General features: G+C 62.1%; 15 protein-coding genes. 6 read left to right on the top strand and 9 right to left on the bottom strand.

Going from position 1 to position 20873, the window contains the following annotated elements; all coding sequences use genetic code 11:
- Positions 1–269: 269 nt before the first annotated feature.
- Both J3Q04_RS16640 and J3Q04_RS16635 read right to left on the bottom strand, forming a co-directional pair.
- Positions 270–845: an ANTAR domain-containing response regulator gene (locus J3Q04_RS16640; RefSeq protein ID WP_420764740.1), complete on the bottom strand. Its 576-nt coding sequence runs from the start codon at positions 843–845 to the stop codon at positions 270–272.
- 14 nt (positions 846–859) lie between these two features.
- A complete protein-coding gene (locus J3Q04_RS16635) occupies positions 860–2071 on the bottom strand; it encodes a CmpA/NrtA family ABC transporter substrate-binding protein (RefSeq protein ID WP_420764739.1) in 1212 nt (403 codons plus the stop codon).
- Between the two features lie 234 nt (positions 2072–2305).
- Between J3Q04_RS16635 and J3Q04_RS16630 the strand changes: the two genes are divergently transcribed.
- The gene (locus J3Q04_RS16630) at positions 2306–3325 is read left to right on the top strand and encodes a quinone-dependent dihydroorotate dehydrogenase (RefSeq protein ID WP_434610490.1); all 1020 of its coding nucleotides are present in this window, start codon (positions 2306–2308) and stop codon (positions 3323–3325) included.
- A gap of 206 nt (positions 3326–3531) precedes the next feature.
- On the opposite strand, the gene rmf is transcribed toward J3Q04_RS16630, so the two are convergent.
- On the bottom strand, positions 3532–3747 hold the full coding sequence (gene rmf / locus J3Q04_RS16625; RefSeq protein WP_003223300.1) for a ribosome modulation factor: 216 nt from the start codon (positions 3745–3747) through the stop codon (positions 3532–3534).
- A 532-nt stretch (positions 3748–4279) separates the two neighbouring features.
- On the opposite strand from rmf, the gene rlmKL reads away from it, so the two are divergent.
- Entirely contained in the window at positions 4280–6550 is a 2271-nt protein-coding gene (gene rlmKL / locus J3Q04_RS16620) for a bifunctional 23S rRNA (guanine(2069)-N(7))-methyltransferase RlmK/23S rRNA (guanine(2445)-N(2))-methyltransferase RlmL (protein WP_434610494.1), read from the top strand.
- A gap of 141 nt (positions 6551–6691) precedes the next feature.
- The gene (locus J3Q04_RS16615) at positions 6692–9076 is read left to right on the top strand and encodes a sensor domain-containing diguanylate cyclase (RefSeq protein WP_434610496.1); all 2385 of its coding nucleotides are present in this window, start codon (positions 6692–6694) and stop codon (positions 9074–9076) included.
- Between the two features lie 130 nt (positions 9077–9206).
- Here the strand turns inward: J3Q04_RS16615 and dacB are convergent, their stop codons facing one another.
- The gene (dacB, locus tag J3Q04_RS16610; protein ID WP_420764735.1) at positions 9207–10673 is read right to left on the bottom strand and encodes a D-alanyl-D-alanine carboxypeptidase/D-alanyl-D-alanine endopeptidase; all 1467 of its coding nucleotides are present in this window, start codon (positions 10671–10673) and stop codon (positions 9207–9209) included.
- A gap of 233 nt (positions 10674–10906) precedes the next feature.
- Here dacB and J3Q04_RS16605 point away from each other — a divergent pair, with 233 nt between their 5' ends.
- The gene (locus tag J3Q04_RS16605; RefSeq protein ID WP_249875505.1) at positions 10907–11251 is read left to right on the top strand and encodes a YggL family protein; all 345 of its coding nucleotides are present in this window, start codon (positions 10907–10909) and stop codon (positions 11249–11251) included.
- Between the two features lie 158 nt (positions 11252–11409).
- On the opposite strand, the gene J3Q04_RS16600 is transcribed toward J3Q04_RS16605, so the two are convergent.
- Positions 11410–12600 carry a benzoate/H(+) symporter BenE family transporter gene (locus J3Q04_RS16600; RefSeq protein ID WP_434563216.1) on the bottom strand — a complete coding sequence of 397 codons (1191 nt, stop codon included), beginning with the start codon at positions 12598–12600 and terminating at the stop codon, positions 11410–11412.
- 242 nt (positions 12601–12842) lie between these two features.
- Here J3Q04_RS16600 and J3Q04_RS16595 point away from each other — a divergent pair, with 242 nt between their 5' ends.
- Positions 12843–13607: a GntR family transcriptional regulator gene (locus J3Q04_RS16595; RefSeq protein ID WP_420764733.1), complete on the top strand. Its 765-nt coding sequence runs from the start codon at positions 12843–12845 to the stop codon at positions 13605–13607.
- 120 nt (positions 13608–13727) lie between these two features.
- Here J3Q04_RS16595 and guaD read toward each other — a convergent pair whose 3' ends face one another.
- The 4 genes from guaD to xdhA form a co-directional block, all read right to left on the bottom strand.
- The gene (guaD, locus tag J3Q04_RS16590) at positions 13728–15032 is read right to left on the bottom strand and encodes a guanine deaminase (protein WP_434610500.1); all 1305 of its coding nucleotides are present in this window, start codon (positions 15030–15032) and stop codon (positions 13728–13730) included.
- A gap of 20 nt (positions 15033–15052) precedes the next feature.
- Positions 15053–15889, bottom strand: a complete 837-nt coding sequence (gene xdhC, locus J3Q04_RS16585) for a xanthine dehydrogenase accessory protein XdhC (protein WP_434563220.1) — start codon at positions 15887–15889, stop codon at positions 15053–15055.
- Positions 15890–16003: 114 nt separating this feature from the next.
- Positions 16004–18403 carry a xanthine dehydrogenase molybdopterin binding subunit gene (gene xdhB, locus J3Q04_RS16580; protein WP_434610503.1) on the bottom strand — a complete coding sequence of 800 codons (2400 nt, stop codon included), beginning with the start codon at positions 18401–18403 and terminating at the stop codon, positions 16004–16006.
- A complete protein-coding gene (xdhA, locus tag J3Q04_RS16575; protein ID WP_434610506.1) occupies positions 18396–19850 on the bottom strand; it encodes a xanthine dehydrogenase small subunit in 1455 nt (484 codons plus the stop codon). The genes xdhB and xdhA overlap by 8 nt, the downstream gene beginning before the upstream one ends.
- Before the next feature lie 363 nt (positions 19851–20213).
- Here xdhA and J3Q04_RS16570 point away from each other — a divergent pair, with 363 nt between their 5' ends.
- Complete coding sequence (locus tag J3Q04_RS16570; RefSeq protein ID WP_420764728.1) at positions 20214–20873, top strand: GntR family transcriptional regulator; 660 nt, start codon at positions 20214–20216, stop codon at positions 20871–20873.

Here is a 20873-nt window from a genome sequence, read left to right as displayed (position 1 = left end):
GGTCGCACCACCGGTCCCGCGGGACCAAAACAAAAAAACGCCGCAACCCGGATTGCCTGAGTGGCAAGAGGGTGTGCGACGTCTTTGTCGTAGGTGGGGCAACCGCCGTTGGTTACCTGTGGGGTTGCTTAAGCGAGATCTGTGCCAACCCGAGGGAGGGGGATGGCTATCGCGAGCAGGCTCGCTCCCACATGGGGATTTGAGGCGTTCACCGATTCTGTGGGAGCGAGCCTGCTCGCGAATGGGGCAGGCCAGGCACTACAAGGCTTTCAGCCAAGCAATTCATTCATCGCAATGATCTGCTCCGCCACCTGGATCAGCTTCTGCTGGCGGCTCATGGCCTGGCGGCGCATCAGCGTGTAGGCCTGTTCCTCGTTGCACTCTTTCATCTTCATCAGCATGCCCTTGGCCAGTTCGATGCGCTTGCGTTCAGCCAGTTGCTGGTCGCGGGCCAGCAGTTGGGCGCGCAGGGCCTGGTCGCTTTCGAAGCGCGCCATGGCGACATCAAGGATCGGTTGCAGGCGCGCGGCGTGGATGCCTTCGACGATGTAGGCACTCACACCCGACTTGATGGCCTGACGCATCACATCCGGATCGTGCTCGTCGGTAAACATGACGATCGGTCGCGGCTGGTCGCGACTGACAAGCACTACTTGCTCCATCACATCGCGTCCGGGTGACTCGGTATCGATCAGGATCACGTCCGGACGCACCGTTTCGACGCGCGCTGGCAGGTCGATGGTCAGGCCGGATTCGTCGATCACTTCAAAGCCGGCCTCAATCAAGGCCGCTCTAAGGCGGCCGACTTTTTTCGCGGTGTCGTTGATCAGCAGGATACGCAGCATAATCGTGGCTCCTGTCAGCGGCTGGCGAGAAGGGGAGCCGCATCGCTCAAGGCGTGCAGTTTGAAGCTGCGGGCGTACCCGGCCGGGTCCGTGCCGTCCCAGGTGGTGCCGTCGATCAGTTGGCTGCTGCGCATGTCCTGGCCTGGGGGCGTCATGCCCAGTGTCGCAGCGGCTTCACGGTACAGCTCGAGTTGCTGGACCTGGCGCGCGACGGCCAGGTAGTCCGGGTCTTCGCGCAGCAGGCCCCAGCGGCGGAACTGTGTCATGAACCACATGCCATCGGACAAGTATGGCAGGTTCACCTCGCCGCCTCCGTGGAAGCGCATGGCATGGGGATCCTGCCAGCTGTTGCCCAGGCCGTCGGCGTAGATGCCCAGCAGGCGCGGCTCGATGCAATCCAGCGGCGCATCGAGGTATTCGGGCGCGCTGAGCAATTGCGCGGTACTGCGACGGTTCTCGACGCTTTGCTCGATGAAACGGCTGGCTTCAAGGATCGCCATGACCAATGCCCGGGCGGTATTGGGGTATTGCTCGACGAAAGCGCGGGTGCAGCCGAGGACTTTCTCCGGGTGATCGGGCCAGATCGTCTGGGTGGTCGCCAGGGTAAAACCAAGGTTCTGCTTCACCGCGCTGGCGCACCAGGGTTCGCCCACGCAAAAGCCGTCGATACGACCAGCTTGCAGGTGCGCGACCATTTGCGGCGGCGGCACCACGACGCTGTCGACATCTGATAAAGGATGAATGCCCTGGGCTGCGAGCCAGTAGTAGAGCCACATGGCGTGGGTGCCGGTGGGGAACGTCTGGGCGAACGTCAGTTTCGGGCGAGTTTGGTGCACGTGCTGTTCCAGTGCCTCAGGACTGGTCACGCCTTGGGCCTGGAGGCCGTGGGACAGGTTGATGCTCTGGCCGTTCTGGTTCAGCCCCATCAGCACGGCCATGTCGGTGGGCGCGACGCCGCCGATGCCCAGGTGCACGGCATAGATCAGGCCGTACAGGCTGTGGGCTGCGTCGATTTCGCCACTGACCAGCTTGTCCCGCAGGTTAGCCCAGGACGCCTGGCGCTTGAGGTTCAAGGTCAGGCCGTAGGGTTGGGCGAAGCCTTGGGTGGCGGCCACCACCACCGGGGCGCAGTCGCTCAGGGCCATGAAGCCAAGATTGATCGCGCTTTTTTCCGGGGCATCGCTGCCATTGACCCAGGCCAGGGGCGTGGCTGGAACTTCATTCATCGATATCACCTTCCACATCAAAAAGCGCCGTGTCCGGGCCAAGGAAGGCCGGACGCCGACGCCGTTGTCCTTTGAAACAGTGCGGCACTCATTCCGTCGTTGGCATGGGGCGCTGATGACCAAAAAGGTGCAAGGCATATGCCAGCGCTGCGGTTTTGTGCGAGCGCCTCGCTTGCGACGCCGTTGCGCGGCTATAATCGCGGCCTCATTTCGTCGCCCGAGTCAAAGCCGCCCATGTACACCCTGGCCCGTGAACTGCTGTTCAAACTCTCCCCGGAAACCTCCCACGACCTGTCCCTGGACCTGATCGGCGCGGGCGGGCGCTTGGGCCTTAACGGTCTGCTGTGCAAGGCTGCGGCGAAACTGCCGGTGACGGTCATGGGCCTGGAATTTCCCAACCCGGTCGGGTTGGCGGCGGGCCTGGACAAGAATGGCGCCGCCATCGACGGCTTTGCGCAACTGGGTTTCGGCTTCGTCGAGATCGGCACCGTGACGCCGCGGCCACAGCCGGGCAACCCGAAGCCACGATTGTTCCGTCTGCCTCAGGCCGAGGCGATCATCAATCGCATGGGCTTCAACAACCTGGGCGTCGATCACCTGCTGGCCCGTGTCGCGGCGGCCAAGTACAAGGGCGTGCTGGGCATCAACATCGGCAAGAATTTCGACACCCCGGTGGAGCGCGCCGTCGACGACTATCTGATCTGCCTGGACAAGGTCTACGCCCATGCCAGCTATGTCACCGTAAATGTCAGCTCCCCGAACACCCCAGGGCTGCGTAGCCTGCAATTTGGTGACTCCCTCAAGCAATTGCTCGCCGACCTGGCCCGGCGCCGCGCGGAGCTGGCGGTTATCCATGGCCGGCATGTTCCGTTGGCCATCAAGATCGCCCCGGACATGAGCGACGAGGAAACCGTCCAAGTGGCCCAGGCCCTGATCGAGACCGGCATGGACGCGGTGATTGCCACCAATACCACCCTGGGACGCGAAGGCGTCGAAGGGCTGGAACACGGTGACGAGGCGGGCGGTTTGTCTGGTGCGCCGGTGCGTGACAAGAGCACCCATACCGTGAAAATCCTGGCGGGTGAACTGGCGGGACGCTTGCCGATCATTGCGGCGGGCGGGATCACCGAAGGCCGGCATGCCGCCGAGAAAATCACCGCTGGGGCAAGCCTGGTGCAGGTTTATTCGGGTTTCATCTACAAGGGGCCGGCGCTGATTCGAGAGGCGGTGGATGCGATTGCGGCGTTGGGGTGATTCCTCAGGTTGGTGAGGTCCATTTGTGGCGAGGGGATAACTCCCCTCGCCACACCAGTGTTTTCAGCTCAAATCCGCGAATCCCGGCCATTAAAAAGGGCTCCAGAAGGAGCCCCTTGGGCCGTGGCCCGCCGTCCGGATGGGACGTGCGTGGTTAAATCGGTTTGGATGTCAAGTTGTCGAGTTCTTGAGTAATAAGCCCTGTGTCAGCCGACGGCGTGAAGTTCGTTGAGTCTATGGATACCCGCAGTGCCGGTCATACCGTCCCAGTTGTCGCCGCGTCCTTCCCGCCAGCCATTGATCCAGGCTTGACGTACCGACGGTAGAGTAAAGGGGCAAAGCTCACGGGATTTACCACCAACGCCATATTGGTAACCGCGTAAAAATGCTCTTTCCAACGGATCACGCTTAAGTCTTCTCATAGGGTGTTGCCCTCACTTGTTGACTGTTGCTTAGCGTCGACCTCTATTGAGGCCGGGGCAGAATCATTCTGCCGTTGGCGGCTCGTTGCCGGCGTGACGAGCCGAGGTGTTGACGCCGTTGCGACGTCAACCTGTGGTGAGTTCTAACCAAAGCGTCACACGGATGGAATGATCGTTTTGTCATAAGCACGTAACATTAAAGATGCTAGTGCGATAAGTAACATGATGTTCAACACCCGCTTTTGAGCAAGACCCCTGTATGATCAGCCCTGCGCCGAAAGGCGGTCGCCATGGTCGGATGAGAATGTCCCCCTGTTGCACTCGGGTACTATTCGACGAAAGGGGTGACTTTTCACAATTTGTTGCACAGAATTTTTTTATCTGTACACGCATCTAAGCTCTTTGAACCTGAGCGGCGAGTACGGAACGGCACACGCTCGTGCCACGCGGGTGCTCTTGAGAAAAGCACCTGATTGAACCCGGCCCGGCAATGCGTTGCCCGGCCCACTTAGCCAAAGGCTCTGGAAATCCCATGTCCGACCGTTTCGAACTCTTCCTCACCTGTCCCAAGGGCCTCGAAGGCCTGCTTCTTGAGGAAGCCGTCGGGCTTGGCCTTGAAGAGGCGCGCGAGCACACCTCGGCCGTTCGCGGCAGCGCTGACATGGAGACAGCCTATCGGCTCTGCCTATGGTCGCGCCTGGCGAACCGCGTGTTGCTGGTGCTCAAGCGCTTCCCGATGAAGGACGCTGAAGACCTTTACCACGGCGTACTGGATGTCGATTGGCAAGACCACATGCTGCCCGATGGCACCCTGGCGGTGGAATTCAGCGGTCACGGCTCGGGCATCGACAACACCCATTTCGGCGCCTTGAAGGTCAAGGACGCTATCGTCGACAAATTGCGCACCCCTTCGGGCGACCGTCCATCCATCGATAAGCTCAACCCGGACCTGCGCATCCACCTGCGCCTGGACCGTGGCGAAGCGATCCTTTCCCTGGATCTCTCGGGCCATAGCCTGCACCAGCGCGGCTATCGCTTGCAGCAAGGCGCCGCACCATTGAAGGAAAACCTCGCCGCCGCGATCCTGATCCGCGCCGGCTGGCCGCGCATTGCCGCTGAAGGCGGGGCGCTGGCCGACCCGATGTGCGGCGTCGGCACGTTCCTGGTGGAAGCCGGCATGATCGCCGCCGACATGGCGCCCAACCTGCGTCGTCAGCAATGGGGCTTTACCGCCTGGCTCGGCCATGTGCCGGCGCTGTGGCGCAAGCTCCATGAGGAGGCCACCGAGCGCGCCGCCGCCGGACTGGCCAAGCCGCCGTTGTGGATTCGTGGCTACGAGGCCGACCCACGGCTGATCCAGCCGGGCCGCAACAACGTCGAACGCGCGGGCCTGAGCGAGTGGATCAAGATCTACCAGGGCGAAGTCGCCACTTTCGAACCACGCCCGGACCAGAACCAGAAGGGCCTGGTGATCTGCAACCCACCGTATGGCGAGCGTCTGGGCGACGAAGCCAGCCTGCTGTATCTCTACCAGAACCTCGGCGAACGCCTGCGCCAGGCCTGCCTCAACTGGGAAGCGGCGGTGTTCACCGGCGCGCCGGACCTGGGCAAGCGCATGGGCATTCGCAGCCACAAGCAGTATTCGTTCTGGAACGGCGCCTTGCCCTGCAAGCTGCTGTTGATCAAGGTGCTGCCGGATCAGTTCGTCACGGGCGAGCGTCGCACCCCGGAACAACGCCAGGCCGAGCGTGAACAATCCGCCTACGACCAGGCCCCGGATGTCCCCCAGGAGCGCCAGTACAACAAGAACGGCAACCCCATCAAGCCAGCCCCGGCACCCGCCCCGGTGATCGAGCAGGCGCGCCTGAGCGAAGGCGGGCAGATGTTTGCCAACCGGCTGCAGAAAAACCTGAAGTTGCTGAGCAAGTGGGCCAAGCGTGAGGGCGTGGAGTGCTATCGCGTCTACGATGCCGACATGCCCGAATACTCGATGGCCATCGACCTGTACCACGATTGGGTACACGTCCAGGAATACGTCGCGCCCAAATCCATCGATCCGGAAAAGGCCTCGGCCCGGTTGTTCGATGCGCTGGCGGCGATTCCCCAGGCCTTGAATGTCGACAAGGGCCGCGTGGTCATCAAGCGCCGCGAGCGCCAGAGCGGCACCAAACAGTACGAGCGCCAGAGTGCCCAAGGCAAATTCACCGAGGTCAGCGAAGGCGGCGTGAAGCTGCTGGTCAACCTCACGGATTACCTGGACACGGGGTTGTTCCTCGACCACCGGCCGATGCGCCTGCGGATCCAGAAGGAGGCAGCCGGCAAGCGTTTCCTGAACCTGTTCTGCTACACCGCGACCGCCAGCGTCCACGCCGCCAAGGGCGGTGCGCGCAGCACCACCAGCGTGGATTTGTCGAAAACCTACCTGGACTGGGCGCGGCGCAACCTGTCCCTCAATGGCTTTTCGGACAAGAACCGCCTGGAGCAGGGCGACGTCATGGCCTGGCTTGAAGCCAGTCGCGAGGAGTACGACTTGATCTTCATCGACCCGCCGACCTTCTCCAACTCCAAGCGCATGGAAGGCGTGTTCGACGTGCAGCGCGACCACGTGCAACTGCTCGACCTGGCGATGGCGCGCCTGGCGCCGGGCGGCGTGCTGTATTTTTCCAACAACTTCCGCAAGTTCCAGCTCGAAGAAAACCTGGCCGAGCGTTATGCGGTGGAGGAAATCACCGCCAAGACCATCGACCCGGATTTCGCCCGCAACGGCAAAATCCACCGCGCCTGGAAAATCATGGCGCGCTGATCTCGAGGCATTGGATCCAGCGAAGCCTTGAAATACAAGGCTCCCGGGCATCATTGGGGCTGGCTAAAGTGATGGCAGATAGCTATAACTAGGCTGTGGCCGGGGCTGTACATATGCCTGGTCCCTTTCTGAGTTATGTGTATGGCATTACATCAGGTGCGTCCCAGAATCCTGGGCTTTATCAGTGAAGATGTTTCGGCATGGCTAGTGGCGTCCCTGGTCCTGATGACGGGCTTGCTGCTGACCGGTTTGCTGGCCTGGGGCACGCTGAACCTGTTCAACCAGCAATTGCGCCAGCGCTTCGAACTGCAAGCCGAAGAGCGTTATAGCCGCCTCCAGGAACGTTTCCAGGATCAGGAGCAACGCCTCGACAGCCTGAGACGTTTCTTCGCCAACTCCTCCGGGGTTTCCAACAGCGAGTTCCATGGCTACACCGAAGCCCTGCTGCGGCGCACCCGGGCCTTTGCCTGGGCGCCCCGGGTCTTTCGGGACGATCGGCAGCCGTTTGAACAACAGGCGCGGGCCGAGGTGTCTGGCACCTATACCATTCGCGAACAGGATGAAGCCGGTATGTTGCACCCGGCCATCGAACGGGACGAATACGTTCCGGTGCTGTACGTCCAGAGCCAACCGTCCTATGGCTCGCCGCTGGGCCTGGATCTTCTTTCGCAGCCGTTACGCCGTGTGACGCTGGAGCGGGCCCGCCAGCGTAACGCCCTGGTGGTTTCCCAACCGGTTAACCTGATAGGGGTCGACCCGGCCTTTTCCCGCGGGGTCGTGCTCGCAGCCCCCGTGAGTCGGCATCTGGCCGGTGAGCCGTTCGGATACGTGGTGGCCGCCGTCAGCATGCGCCAGTTGGTCGCCGATGACCTGCCTGCGCCAGGCCGCGACAATCTGTCGATGCGTGTGATCGACCTATCCGATGGCGATCATGGGGAGGTGCTGTACGAGACGTCGGACCAGCCGGGCAAAAGCGATTTGGCAGCGACCCGATTACTGCGCCTCGCGGACCGGGACTTCCGGATCGAATTGCGTCCCAGCCGCCTGTTCCTGTCGAGCAACCATTCCAGCGTGACAAGCCTGACAGTGCTGGGCGCATTGCTCAGCCTGTTACTGAGCGCGTTGTTTTATACGCTGGTCAGCCAACGGCAGCGGGCCCTGGCACTGGTGGAGCAGCGCACCCGGGAATTGCGGGCCCGGGAGTCGGAACTGCGCGGCACCCACGGCCAACTGCGGGGCGTGCTCGACGCCGCGACCCAGGTTGCGATCATCGCCACCGACCTGCGCGGTGTCATCACTACGTTCAATGCCGGCGCCGAACAGATGCTCGGCTACCGCAGCTGTGACGTCCTGCAAAGCATGACCCTGGAGAGCCTCCACGTTCCCCGCGAGTTGCAACACCGGGCCGCACAACTGGCGGCCCGCTTTGGCAAACCGATCCCGACATGCCACGCGATGTTGCTCGAGGGCGGCGAACAAAGTGGACAACAGGCTCGTGAGTGGACCCTGGTGCGCCGCGACGGCAGTCACCTGACGGTCAACATGTTGGCCACGCCGGTGCTCGATGAGCAGGGATTATGGGTCGGGCACCTGGCGATCTGCATCGACGTCACCGAGCGCAAGCGCGTCCACGAAGCGCTGGCGGCGAGGGATCTGCTGTTGAAGAAACTCAGCGCCCATGTGCCTGGCGGCATCTATCAATTCAAGATGGATTTCAACGGCGGGTTCAGTGTGATCTACGCCAGCGATGGCATCCGCGACATTTATGAGTTGGAGCCCGATGTGCTGGTGCGGCACGCTGATGCGATTTTCTCGCGTATCCATCCATCCGACAGCGCACGGGTACGCGCGTCGATTCGCACCTCGGCCGATACCTTGAGCCCCTGGCGGGAGGAGTACCGGGTGCAACTGCCGCATCGCGGGCTGCGTTGGGTGCGTGGCGAGGCGACTCCCGAACAGTTGCCCGGCGGCGGCGTGTTATGGCACGGCTACATTTCCGACATCTCGGACCTCAAGCGCGTCGAGGAAGAGCTGCGGGCGCTGTCGGTCACCGACGCCTTGACCGGGATCCGCAACCGGCGCTATTTTCAGGAGCGCCTGACGGCGGAAATGACCCGGGTCGAACGTGGCTCCGGGGAGCTGACGGTGGTCATGCTCGATATCGATCATTTCAAGCGTATCAACGACCAGCACGGCCATGCGGTGGGGGACCGGGTGTTGCAGGCGGTCTGCCGGCGGATCACCCAGCGACTGCGCCGCACCGATGTGTTTTGCCGGCTGGGCGGGGAGGAGTTCGTGGTGCTATGCCCGGATACCGACAGCGAAAGCGCCTACACGCTGGCGTTGGGGTTGTGGGATGGTCTTCGCAGCGCGCCGATTGACGACGTGGGCATCATCACCGCCAGTTTTGGCGTGGCCAGTTGGCGCGCCGGCGAAGGCGCCGATGCGTTGCTGCTGCGGGCTGACGCTGGGGTTTACGCGGCCAAGCAGGCAGGACGGGATCGGGTCGAGGTGCAGTTGGCATAATGGCTTCACGCTAACCGCTGCGGGAGTGAGCTTGCTCGCGATAGCGGTGTCTCAACCAGCATTGATGTGTGCTGGTCAACCGAATCGCGACCGGGCTCGCTCCCACATTGGGTTGGTGTTGGGGCCTGGCTCAGAGCAGCGACGCTGCCTGGGGCAGTTTCGGCTGGCGATACAGGTCCAGCAGCACCTGGTCCAGCACGGAGGAAGCGCCCCATGGCTTCGGATCGTTGAGGATGGCCACCACCGCCCAGGTATTGCCATTGATGTCACGGCTGTAGCCGGCAATGGCGCGGACGGTGTTCAGCGTGCCGGTCTTGATGTGGGCTTCGCCCGCCATGGCAGTGGTCTTCAAGCGTTTGCGCATGGTGCCGTCGGTGCCGGCGATGGGCATCGAGCTGACGAATTCCGCCGCGTACGGGCTGCGCCATGCCGCTTGCAGCATCGCCGCCATTTCCCGGGCGCTGACCCGTTCCGCGCGGGACAGGCCCGAGCCGTTTTCCATCACCAGGTGCGGCGCCGTGATGCCTTTCTTGGCCAGCCATTGGCGTACCACTCGTTGCGCCGCCTTGGCGTCGTCACCGTCGGCCTCGTTGCGAAACTCCGCGCCCAGGCTCAGGAACAGTTGTTGGGCCATGGTGTTGTTACTGTATTTGTTGATGTCGCGGATGATCTCCGCCAGGTCCGGGGAGAACGCCCGGGCCAACAGTTTGGCGCTCTTCGGGGTCGCGGCCAGGCGGTCGTTGCCCTGGATGCTGCCGCCCAGTTCTTTCCAGATCGCCCGCACGGCGCCAGCGGTGTAGGTGGCATGATCAAGCAGCGACAGGTAGGTCTGGGAACTGCAACCCTCGCCGAGCTGGCCGCTGACGGTCACCGTCATGCTGCCGTCCGCCTGGGCCACCGGGTTGTAGCGCACGCCGCCGGTGCATTGCTTGGAGTTGGCGGCCTTGACCACGTTTTCGATGCGGATGTTGGCAATGGGAGGCTCCACCGACACCAGCACCCGGCCCCCGTCATTGCGGGCCACGAAGCGCAGGGCCTTCAGGTTGACCAGCAGCGAGTCGGGCTTGACCAGGAAGGGCTTGTTCACATCGTTGCCGTCGTCGTTGAACTCGGGCAATTGCGGCTGGATGAAAAAGCTGCGGTCGAGCACCAGGTCGCCGGTGACTTGTTGCACGCCGTTGGCTCGCAAATCGCGCATCAACAGCCAGAGCTTCTCCATGTTCAGCTTGGGGTCGCCGCCGCCCTTGAGGTACAGGTTACCGTTGAGGATCCCGCCGCTGAGGGTCCCGTCGGTGTAGAACTCGGTTTTCCACTGGTGGTTCGGCCCGAGCATTTCCAGGGCCGCGTAGGTCGTCACCAGCTTCATGGTGGACGCCGGGTTCACCGAGACGTCGGCGTTGTAAAGCGTCGGGGTGCCCGGGCCGTTGAGCGGCACCATCACCAGGGAGAGGGCGTTGTCTTGCAGCTTGCTGTTCTTGAGGGCCTTTTGCACATTGGGCGACAGGGCGGTATTGATGGTGGCAGCGCTGGTGGAGACCGGAAGGGCCAGGGGAAGAAGAAGGCTGGCCAGAAGCAGTGGACGCAAAGATTTGATCATGTGAAGTAAAACCCTGCAGGCGAGGGGAGAAAAGACGAGGACATGAAAATGAACGTCCTCAACGGTCATGAAAGTTCGGCATTATGCCCCAAGGCGCAACGGCTTGTGCCGTGCCCAAGCCCGCCGAAGCGGTATTTTTTTACCGACGGTAGGCACAGATGCCCGATGAGTCGGGCAATCGACGCACCAAACTGGTAAAGTGCCGGCCGTTATTACTTATGAGGATTGTTTCAATGGCGACTAACCGTTCCCAGCGTCTGCGCAAAAAGCTATGCGTGGATGAATTTCAAGAGCTGGGTTTCGAACTGAACCTGGATTTCAAAGAAGATCTGGCCGATGAGGCTATTGACGCTTTCCTCGACGCTTTCCTGAAAGAAGCCATGGAAGCCAACGGCCTGGGTTATGTCGGCGGTGACGACTACGGCCTGGTTTGCCTGCAGAAGCGTGGCTCGGTTACCGAAGAGCAGCGCGCTGCCGTGGAAGCCTGGCTCAAGGCCCGTCCTGAGCTGACCAGCGTTGAAGTCAGCCCGTTGCTGGACGTGTGGTATCCGGAAAAGCCGATCAATTCGAAGGCTTGATGTTAAAAAAACCGGCGACCTTCACAGGTGCCGGTTTTTTTGTGCCTGTCTGTTAAGTAATTGCCGTCCTTCAGGCCGCTTTCGCGAGCAGGCTCGCTCCCACAAGGTTATGTGAGCGACACAAGTTCCCTGGGGGAGCGAGCCTGCTCGGGATGCTTTTAAGCGTTGCGCCAGTTGAGGATAAGCAACGTCAACACCCCCGCCACAATCCCCCAGAACGCCGAGCCGATGGAAAACAGCGTCAGCCCCGACGCCGTGACCATGAAGGTGATCAGCGCCGCTTCCCGTTCCTTCGCTTCGCTCATGGCGATGCTCAGGCCATTGATGATCGACCCGAACAGGGCCAGCGCCGCGATGGACAGCACCAGTTCCTTGGGCAGCGCCGCGAACAACGCCGCCAGTGTCGCGCCGAAAACCCCGGCAATTCCGTAGAAGACTCCACACCACACGGCCGCCGTGTAGCGCTTGTTGCGATCTTCGTGGGCGTGCGGCCCGGTGCAGATCGCTGCGCTGATCGCAGCGAGGTTGATGCCATGGGAGCCAAACGGCGCCAACAGCAGCGAGGCGATGCCGGTGCTGGTGATCAACGGCGAGGCCGGTACGTTGTAGCCATCGGCGCGCAGCACCGCGATGCCGGGCATGTTTTGCGAGGTCATCGCCACCACGAACAGCGGGATGCCGATGCTGATGGTGGCGGCCAGGGAAAAGTGCGGCGTGGTCCAGACCGGCGTCGCGACTTCCAAGGCAAAACCGCTGAAATCCAGGAGCCCCAGCACGCCCGACAGCGCCGTGCCCACCAGCAGTGCCGCCAGCACCGCATAACGTGGCGACAGGCGCTTGACGATCAGGTAGGTGAAAAACATCCCCAGCACCAGACCTGTGCGGTGCTGGGCCGCGACAAAAATCTCGCTGCCGATCTTGAACAAAATGCCTGCCAGCAACGCCGCCGCCAGGGAGGCAGGAATACGCTTGACCAGGCGCTCGAAGCTGCCGGTCAGGCCGCAGATCGTGACCAGTACCGCGCAGGTGATGTACGCGCCGATGGCCTCGCCATAACTTACGCCGCCGAGGCTGGTAATCAGCAGCGCCGCGCCGGGTGTCGACCAGGCGATGGTGATGGGCGTGCGGTAGCGCAGCGACAAACCGATGGAACACACCGCCATGCCGATGGAGATGGCCCAGATCCACGAGGAAATCTGCCCGGTGGTCAGGCCCGCCGCTTGTCCGGCCTGGAACATCAGCACCAGGGAACTGGTGTAACCGGTCATCATGGCGATGAAACCGGCAACGATGGCCGAGGGCGATGTATCGGCCAATGGACGAAGTGGCGCGGTCGTGACTTCGGTCATGGTGGGCGGCGGTCCTTGTTGTAGATTGACTGGGCGGGTGGCGCCACAGGTTCGGGTTTAAAGCCTAAACTCAACGCACCGACCGGTCGCGATACAGCCGTGTCCGCAAACAGCCGTACAGTCGTGTTGCCATCAGAGGTTGTGTACAATCGCCGTGTTTTTTACGCGATACTTGCCAGCGACCCGCTGTGCCGTATTACAGTCACGGTTAAATCGCCGCAGTTCTCCCGACTCGAGTGCCCATGAACGAACAGTTGCAGCCCCTCAAGAAACAACCGCGAGCTGGCAAGGCCGGCCGCAGCGGAACCCAGGACGATATTGTCTATGCGCACATTTTCGAGGCCATCCTCGAACAGCGCCTGGCGCCCGGTACGAAATTGAGCGAAGAGGCGCTGGGGGAGATTTTCGGGGTCAGCCGCACGATCATTCGCCGCGCGCTGTCGCGCCTGGCCCATGAAGGCGTGGTGTTGCTGAGGCCCAATCGTGGCGCGGTGGTTGCCAGCCCAAGTGTCGAAGAGGCCCGCCAGGTGTTCTTCGCCCGGCGCATGGTGGAGAAGGCGATCACGGAGCTGGCGGTCCAGCACGCCACGGCCGAGCAGCTTGCCGAGCTGCGGCAGATGGTCAGCGACGAGCGCGACAGTTTTTCCCGTGGCGACCGTGGCGCCGGCATCCGGCTGTCGGGCGAGTTCCACCTGAAACTGGCCGAGGCGGCAAAAAACGCACCGCTGATCAGTTTCCAGCGCAGCCTGGTGTCCCAGACTTCGTTGATCATTGCCCAGTACGAAAGCGGCAACCGCTCGCACTGTTCCTATGACGAACACACCCAATTGATCGACGCCATCGAGGCCCGTGACGCGGCCTTGGCGGTGAACCTGATGATGCATCACATGGACCACATCGACAGCAAGCTCAACCTCGACGAAGAAAGCGCGTCGGATGACTTGCACGCGGTGTTCTCGCACCTGTTGCAGAGCAAGAAGCCGGGGCGTTCGCCTGCCAAGCTCTGAGGGTTGAACCAGTCATACCGCCAATCGCGAGCAAGCTCGCTCCCACAGGGTTATGTGTACACCACAAATCCACTGTGGGAGCGAGCTTGCTCGCGATAGCGTCCCGGCAGGCAATACAACCTACCGCTGGTGCACCAACCGACCCGCCGCATAAGTCTGCGCCACCGTCCGGTCATCCCCCAGCGTCATCAGCACGAACAACCGCTCGGCAATGTCCTTGGCCTGCTTCAGGCGATAGCTCAGCAATGGCGTGGCGTTGTAGTCCAGCACCAGGAAATCCGCGTCCGTTCCCGGTTGCAACGTCCCGATCTTGTCGTCCAGGCGCAAGGCCCGGGCCCCGCCGAGGGTGGCCAGGTACAGCGATTTGAACGGGCTCAGCCGCGCGCCCTGCAGTTGCATGACCTTGTAGGCTTCGTTCAAGGTTTGCAGCAGCGAGAAACTGGTGCCACCGCCCACGTCCGTGCCCAGGCCCACGTTCACTTTGTGCTTCTCCGTCATCGGCAAGTTGAACAGGCCACTGCCGAGGAAGAAGTTCGACGTCGGGCAAAAGGCGATGGCCGATCCGGTCTCGGCCAGGCGCGCGCATTCGTCGTCACACAGGTGCACGCCATGGGCGAATACCGAACGTTCGCCGAGCAACTGGTAGTGGTCGTAGACGTCCAGGTATCCCTTGCGCTCCGGGAACAATTCCTTGACCCATTGCACTTCCTGCAGGTTCTCACTGATGTGGGTCTGCATGTACAGGTCCGGGTATTCACTGAGTAACTGGCCGGCCAGGGTCAGTTGCTCCGGGGTGCTGGTCGGCGCGAAGCGCGGCGTCACGGCGTAGTGCAGGCGACCCTTGCCATGCCAGCGCTCGATCAGTGCCTTGCTCTGGGTGTAGCTGGATTCGGCAGTGTCGACCAGATAGTCCGGGGCGTTGCGGTCCATCATCACCTTGCCGGCAATCATGCGCAGGTCGAGCTTCTCGGCCACCTCGAAAAAAGCATTCACCGATTGGGGATGTACGCTGCCAAACACCAGGGCCGTGGTAGTGCCGTTGCGCAGCAGTTCCTTGACGAAAATATCCGCCACTGCCTCGGCGTGGGCCGGGTCGGCGAATTGGCTTTCGCAAGGGAAGGTGTAGGTGTTGAGCCAGTCCAGCAGTTGCTCGCCATAGGCGCCGACCATACCGGTCTGAGGCAGGTGGATATGGGTATCGATGAGGCCTGGAGTGATCAGCGCATCCGGGTAATGGGCGATTTCGATATCCGCCGCCAGGGTCGGCAGCACCTCATGGGCGTGGCCGATGGCGCTGATCTGGCCATTTTCCACCACCAGCAGGCCATCCTCGAAATATTCATAGGACGCCTCGATGCCAACTTCGACCGGGTCGGCGAGGCTGTGGAGCAGGGCGGCGCGGTAGGCTTTGCGTGTCAGGGGCATGGTCTGTCTCGATAAAAAGATTAACGCTGGCTGCGGCGCGAAACCGGCAGCAACTTGGCAATGGGTTCGGCGCGCGAGGTGTGCTGGCCGAAATCCGCGTTATAGGTGGCGATGATTTCGCCGGCGATGGAGATGGCGATTTCCACAGGCAATTTGCCTTTGACTTCGCCAATGCCCATCGGGCAACGCATACGTTGCAGGGTGCCGCTGTCGAAGCCGCGATCCCGCAAGCGGTGTTCGAACTTGACCCGTTTGGTCTTCGAGCCGATCAGGCCGAAATAGGCAAAGTCGTTGCGCTTGAGAATCGCGGCGCTCAGTTCCAGGTCGAGCTGATGGTTGTGGGTCATGACGATGCAGTAGCTGCCGGCGGGCAAGTCGTCGACTTCATCCAATGGCTCTTCAGTGACGATCTTGCGCACACCATGGGGTAACTGTTCAGGAAACTCCGCCTCCCGCGAGTCGATCCAGCGGACCCGGCAGGGCAGGCTTGCCAGCAACGGCACCAAGGCCCGGCCGACATGGCCGGCGCCGAACACGGCGATCTGCGCCTGGACCTGCCCCATGGGTTCGAACAGCAACACGGTGACGCCGCCGCAGCACTGGCCAAGGCTGGCGCCGAGGCTGAAACGCTCCAGATGCGTGTTCTGCTGGCCGCTGGCGAGCATCTGCCGAGCGATTTCCATGGCCTTGTATTCCAGATGACCGCCACCGATGGTGTCGAACGTCTGGCTGGCGCTGATGACCATCTTCGAACCGGCGTTGCGCGGCGTGGAGCCAAGCTCTTCGATGATCGTCACCAGCACGCAGGGTTCACCGCGGGTTTGCAGGTCGGCGAGGGCGCTGATCCAGTTGTACATGTTCACCTCGACATCTCTGTTGTCTGTTCGGCCGCTTTCGCGAGCAGGCTCGCTCCCACATTTGCAACGCGGTCCCTGTGGGAGCGAGCCTGCTCGCGAAGGCCGCGCCGCGGTTTAAAGTGAAGCCAACTCGACCTCGGCTTGCGCAGGCTTCACAGCCTTCAACTGCCGCATCTGCTCACACCCCCACAACACCCGCTCCGGCGTGGCCGGCGCGTCGATCTTCGGTTGATGCCGGTAATCCCCCAGGCTCGCCACGGCGTCCTTGATGGCGCACCAAGCGGCGATGCCGAGCATGAACGGCGGCTCGCCCACGGCCTTGGAGTGGAACACCGTGTCTTCCGGGTTCTTGCGGTTTTCCACCAGCTTGACCCGCAAATCCAATGGCATGTCAGCCACGGCGGGGATCTTGTAGCTGGCCGGGCCATTGGTCATCAGCTTGCCCTTGTCGTTCCACACCAGTTCTTCCATGGTCAGCCAGCCCATGCCCTGGATGAATCCGCCCTCGACCTGGCCGATGTCGATGGCTGGGTTCAGCGAGGCGCCGACGTCGTGAAGGATGTCGGTGCGCAGCATCTTGTACTCGCCGGTGAGGGTATCGACGATCACCTCGGCGCACGCCGCGCCGTAGGCGTAGTAGTAGAACGGCCTTCCACGGGCCTGGCTGCGGTCGTAATAGATTTTGGGGGTCTTGTAGAAACCGGTGCTCGACAGCGAGACCTGCGCGAAATACGCCTGTTGAACCAGTGCCTCGAAGGTCAGGATGTGATCGCGCACCCGCACGTGGCCGTTGTGGAATTCCACGTCTTCCTCGCTGACCTTGTATTGCCGCGCGGCGAACTCCACCAGGCGCCGCTTGATGGTTTCGGCGGCATTCTGCGCCGCCTTGCCGTTCAGGTCGGCGCCACTAGACGCGGCGGTGGGCGAGGTGTTCGGCACCTTGTCGGTGTTGGTCGCGGTGATCTGCACGCGGTCCATTTCCACCTGGAACACCTCGGCCACCACTTGGGCGACCTTGGTGTTCAAGCCTTGGCCCATCTCTGTGCCGCCGTGATTGAGGTGGATGCTGCCGTCGGTGTAGACGTGAATCAACGCGCCGGCCTGGTTGAGGAAGCTGGCGGTGAACGAAATGCCGAACTTCACCGGCGTCAGCGCCAGGCCCTTTTTCAGGATCGGGCTGCCTGTGTTGTAGCGGCGGATCGCTTCGCGGCGCTCGGCGTATTGGCTGCTTTGTTCAAGCTCGGCGGTCATCTCTTCGAGCATGTTGTGCTCGACGGTCTGGTAGTAATGCGTGACGTTGCGCTCGGTCTTGCCGTAGTAGTTGGCCTTGCGCACCGCCAGGGGGTCGAGCCCCAGGTGCCGGGCGATAGCGTCCATCACCTCTTCGATGGCGACCATGCCTTGGGGGCCGCCGAAACCACGGTAAGCGGTGTTCGAGGCGGTGTTGGTCTTGCAGCGGTGGCCGTTGATCGTTGCATCGCCAAGGTAGTAGGCGTTGTCGGCATGGAACATCGCTCGGTCGACGATCGAGGCGGACAGGTCCGGCGAGCAGCCGCAATTGCCAGCCAGTTCCAAGGCAATGCCGTGCAGACGACCGGTGCTGTCGAAGCCGACGTCGTATTCGATGTAGAAGGGATGGCGCTTGCCGGTCATCAGCATGTCTTCGACCCGGGGCAGGCGCATCTTGGTCGGCTGGCCGGTGAGGTGCGCGATGACGGCGCACAGGCACGCCGGGCTGGCGGCCTGGGTTTCCTTGCCGCCGAACCCACCGCCCATGCGACGCATGTCCACCACCACTTTGTTCATCGACACGCCGAGCACTTCGGCCACCAGCTTTTGCACTTCGGTGGGGTTCTGGGTCGAGCAGTAGACGATCATGCCGCCGTCTTCGGTGGGCATCACCGAGGAAATCTGGGTTTCCAGGTAGAAATGTTCCTGGCCGCCGATGTGCAGTGAACCCTGGATGCGATGTTCGGCGCTTGCCAGCGCCGTGGCTGAATCGCCGCGCTGGTGGGTATGGCTGTCGAGCACGAAATGCCGCTTGCGCAGCGCCTCGACCACATCCAGCACCGGTTCCAGGTCCTCGTATTCGACTATGGCCGCCATGGCTGCCTTGCGCGCCGTTTCGAGATCCCTGGCGGCAACGGCCAGAACGGGTTGACCAACGAACTGCACATCGTCGATCGCCAGCAGCGGGTCACCGGGCAGCAACGGGCCGATGTCCTTCAGGCCCGGGATGTCCTGGTGGGTAATGGCGATGCGCACGCCTTCGAAGGCGTAGCAAGGCGCGGTGTCGATGCGCAGGATCCGCGCGTGGGCGCGGTCCGAGAGCCGGGCATAGACGTGCAATTGGTTCGGGAATTCCAGGCGGTCGTCGATGTACTGTGCCTCGCCTGAAACGTGCTTCGCGGCGCTGTCATGCTTGACGCTGCGGCCCACGCCGGTGGTGAGGTCGCGGGCGAACAGTTGCGCCAGTTCGGCTTGGGTCTTTTCTACGGCGTGATGATTAGACATAAGCGGTCACCCGAGTCTCGATGTGGGGCGTTTGCAGTTCGATGAAATATTTGCGCAGCAGGTTGCGGGCACTGAGCAGGCGATATTCCTTGCTGGCGCGGAAGTCCGACAGGGGCGTGAAATCCTCCGCCAGGGCCGCGCAGGCGCGTTCGAGGGTGCTGTCGGTCCAGGGCGCGCCGATCAGCGCGGCCTCACAGTGCTTGGCGCGCTTGGGGGTCGCGGCCATGCCACCGAAGGCCACACGGGCCTCGCGGACCATGCCGTTGTCGATGCGCAGGTTGAACGCCGCGCACACGGCGGAAATGTCGTCGTCCAGGCGCTTGGAGACTTTGTAGGCGCGAAACGCTTGCTCGGCGCTGGCCCGGGGCACGATGATCTTTTCGATGAATTCGCTTTCCTGGCGGGCGGTGACCCGGTAATCGATGAAATAGTCTTCCAGGGCCAGGGTGCGGCGAGTCTGGCCTTTGCACAGCACAACCTGCGCGCCGAGGGCGATCAGTAGGGGCGGCGAGTCGCCAATGGGCGAGGCGTTGCCGATGTTCCCGCCCAGGGTGCCCTGGTTGCGGATCTGCAACGAGGCGAAGCGCTGCAGCAGTTCGCCGAAGTCCGGATATTCGGCTTGCAGGGCCTCGTAACAATCGGAAAGCGCGGTGGCCGCGCCGATTTCCAGGCGGTCATCGAAACGCTCGACGCGCTTGAGTTCGGCGACGTTGCCCACATAGATCATCACCGGCAGGGTGCGGTGGAACTGGGTGACTTCCAGCGCCAGGTCAGTGCCGCCGGCCAGCAGCCGTGCTTGTGGGTAGGCGTCGTAGAGGTCGGCCAGGTCGGCCACGGTCAGCGGCACCAGGCAGCGTTTGTCGCCACTGTTGAGTTCTCCGGTCTCGGTCGGTGCGATGGCTTTGAGGCGGGCAATGGTCTGGGCCTCACGGGCGTCGAACTGGTCGGGCTGCTTGGCGCAACAGGCCTGGTCGGCGGCGGCCAGGATCGGCCGGTAACCGGTGCAGCGGCACAAGTTACCGGCCAACGCTTCGTGGGCCTTATGGGCGTCGGGCTGCTCGCTGTTCTTTTGCAGGGCGAACAACGACATGACGAAGCCCGGGGTACAGAAACCACATTGCGAACCGTGGCAATCGACCATCGCCTGCTGGACGCTGTGCAGCTGGCCATCGTGCTTGAGGTCTTCGACGCTGATCAATTGCTTGCCGTGCAGCGACGAGACGAAGGTCAGGCACGAATTGAGGCTGCGGTAGCGAATACGCTCGCCACCTTCTGCGTCCGTCTCCAATTCGCCCACCACCACGGTGCATGCGCCGCAGTCGCCGCTGGCGCAGCCTTCCTTGGTGCCGGGTTTACCAACGTGTTCGCGCAGGTAATTGAGCACGGTCAGGTTCGGGTCCAGGGCATGCTCGCTACGGAGTTCCTGGTTGAGTAAAAACTGGATCACGGAAGGCCTCGCAGATTCATTATTGTTGTATCGACGTGAGCTGAATTTAGCAGTTCTGACTTTTCGGTCAATTGTTTTCTGACTTAAAGGTCAAGAAAAGCGGTTTGGTCGATAAACAACTTGCTACCTGAGTATTGACCCTGTGGGAGCGAGCCTGCTCGCGAAAGCGATATATCGGTCAATAAATGCATAGCTGCCCCGGCACCTTCGCGAGCAGGCTCGCTCCCACAGGGATCTGTTCCAGAAAGACGCCAAAAATTTTGCTTATATCGTGCCAAAACCCGGTGGAGGCCCTGCGCCATGACGTATTGAGTGCGCTACACTGCGCCGCTTGTGCAGATCTGAAGAGTTTGAAGGACAACCATGACGTTCAAGGCCCCGGACAGCCTCGCCGAGCAAATCGCCCATCATCTCGCCGAGCGCATCATTCGCGGCGAAATGAAGCCGGGAGAGCGCATCCAGGAGCAGAAGGTTACGCTGGCGCTCAATGTCAGCCGCGGTTCGGTCCGCGAGGCCTTGCTGATCCTGGAGCGGCGTCACCTGATCGCCATCTTGCCGCGCCGTGGCGCCCACGTCACCGAGCTCACCGAACACAAGGTGCGCAGCCTTTGCGCATTGATGAGCGAGCTCTATATCCTGCTGGGCAATGCAGTGGCGCATGGTTGGAAAGAGCAGGCAGACATGGCGCCGTTCGTGGCGATCCAGCAGCGCCTCAAGGAAGCCTACGAGCGCCAGGACATCCGTACGTTCGTCGACGATAGCTTCAGCGTGATGCGAGCAGCCTATCCCTTTGCCAACAACCCTTATCTGCAGGAAACCGTTGAAAACCTGCAACCGGCCATGAGCCGCGCCTATTTCCTGGCTCTTGAGCAGCGCAAGGCGGAAATGAGCGAATTCCTCGACCTGTTCCAGCGCCTGCTCGCGGCCGTGCTGGCCCGTGATCTGCCGCAGATCCGCACTGTGCTGACGGCTTACGCCCAGCGCAGTTGCGATCTGGTGGTTTCGGCCCTGACGGCGGCCTGA

Source organism: Pseudomonas sp. D4-21 (assembly GCF_051132125.1).
In the GTDB taxonomy this organism is placed as follows: Bacteria; Pseudomonadota; Gammaproteobacteria; order Pseudomonadales; family Pseudomonadaceae; genus Aquipseudomonas.
The sequence above is the reverse complement of the archived record's forward strand: the minus strand, read 5'-3'. Positions and strand labels throughout refer to the sequence as shown.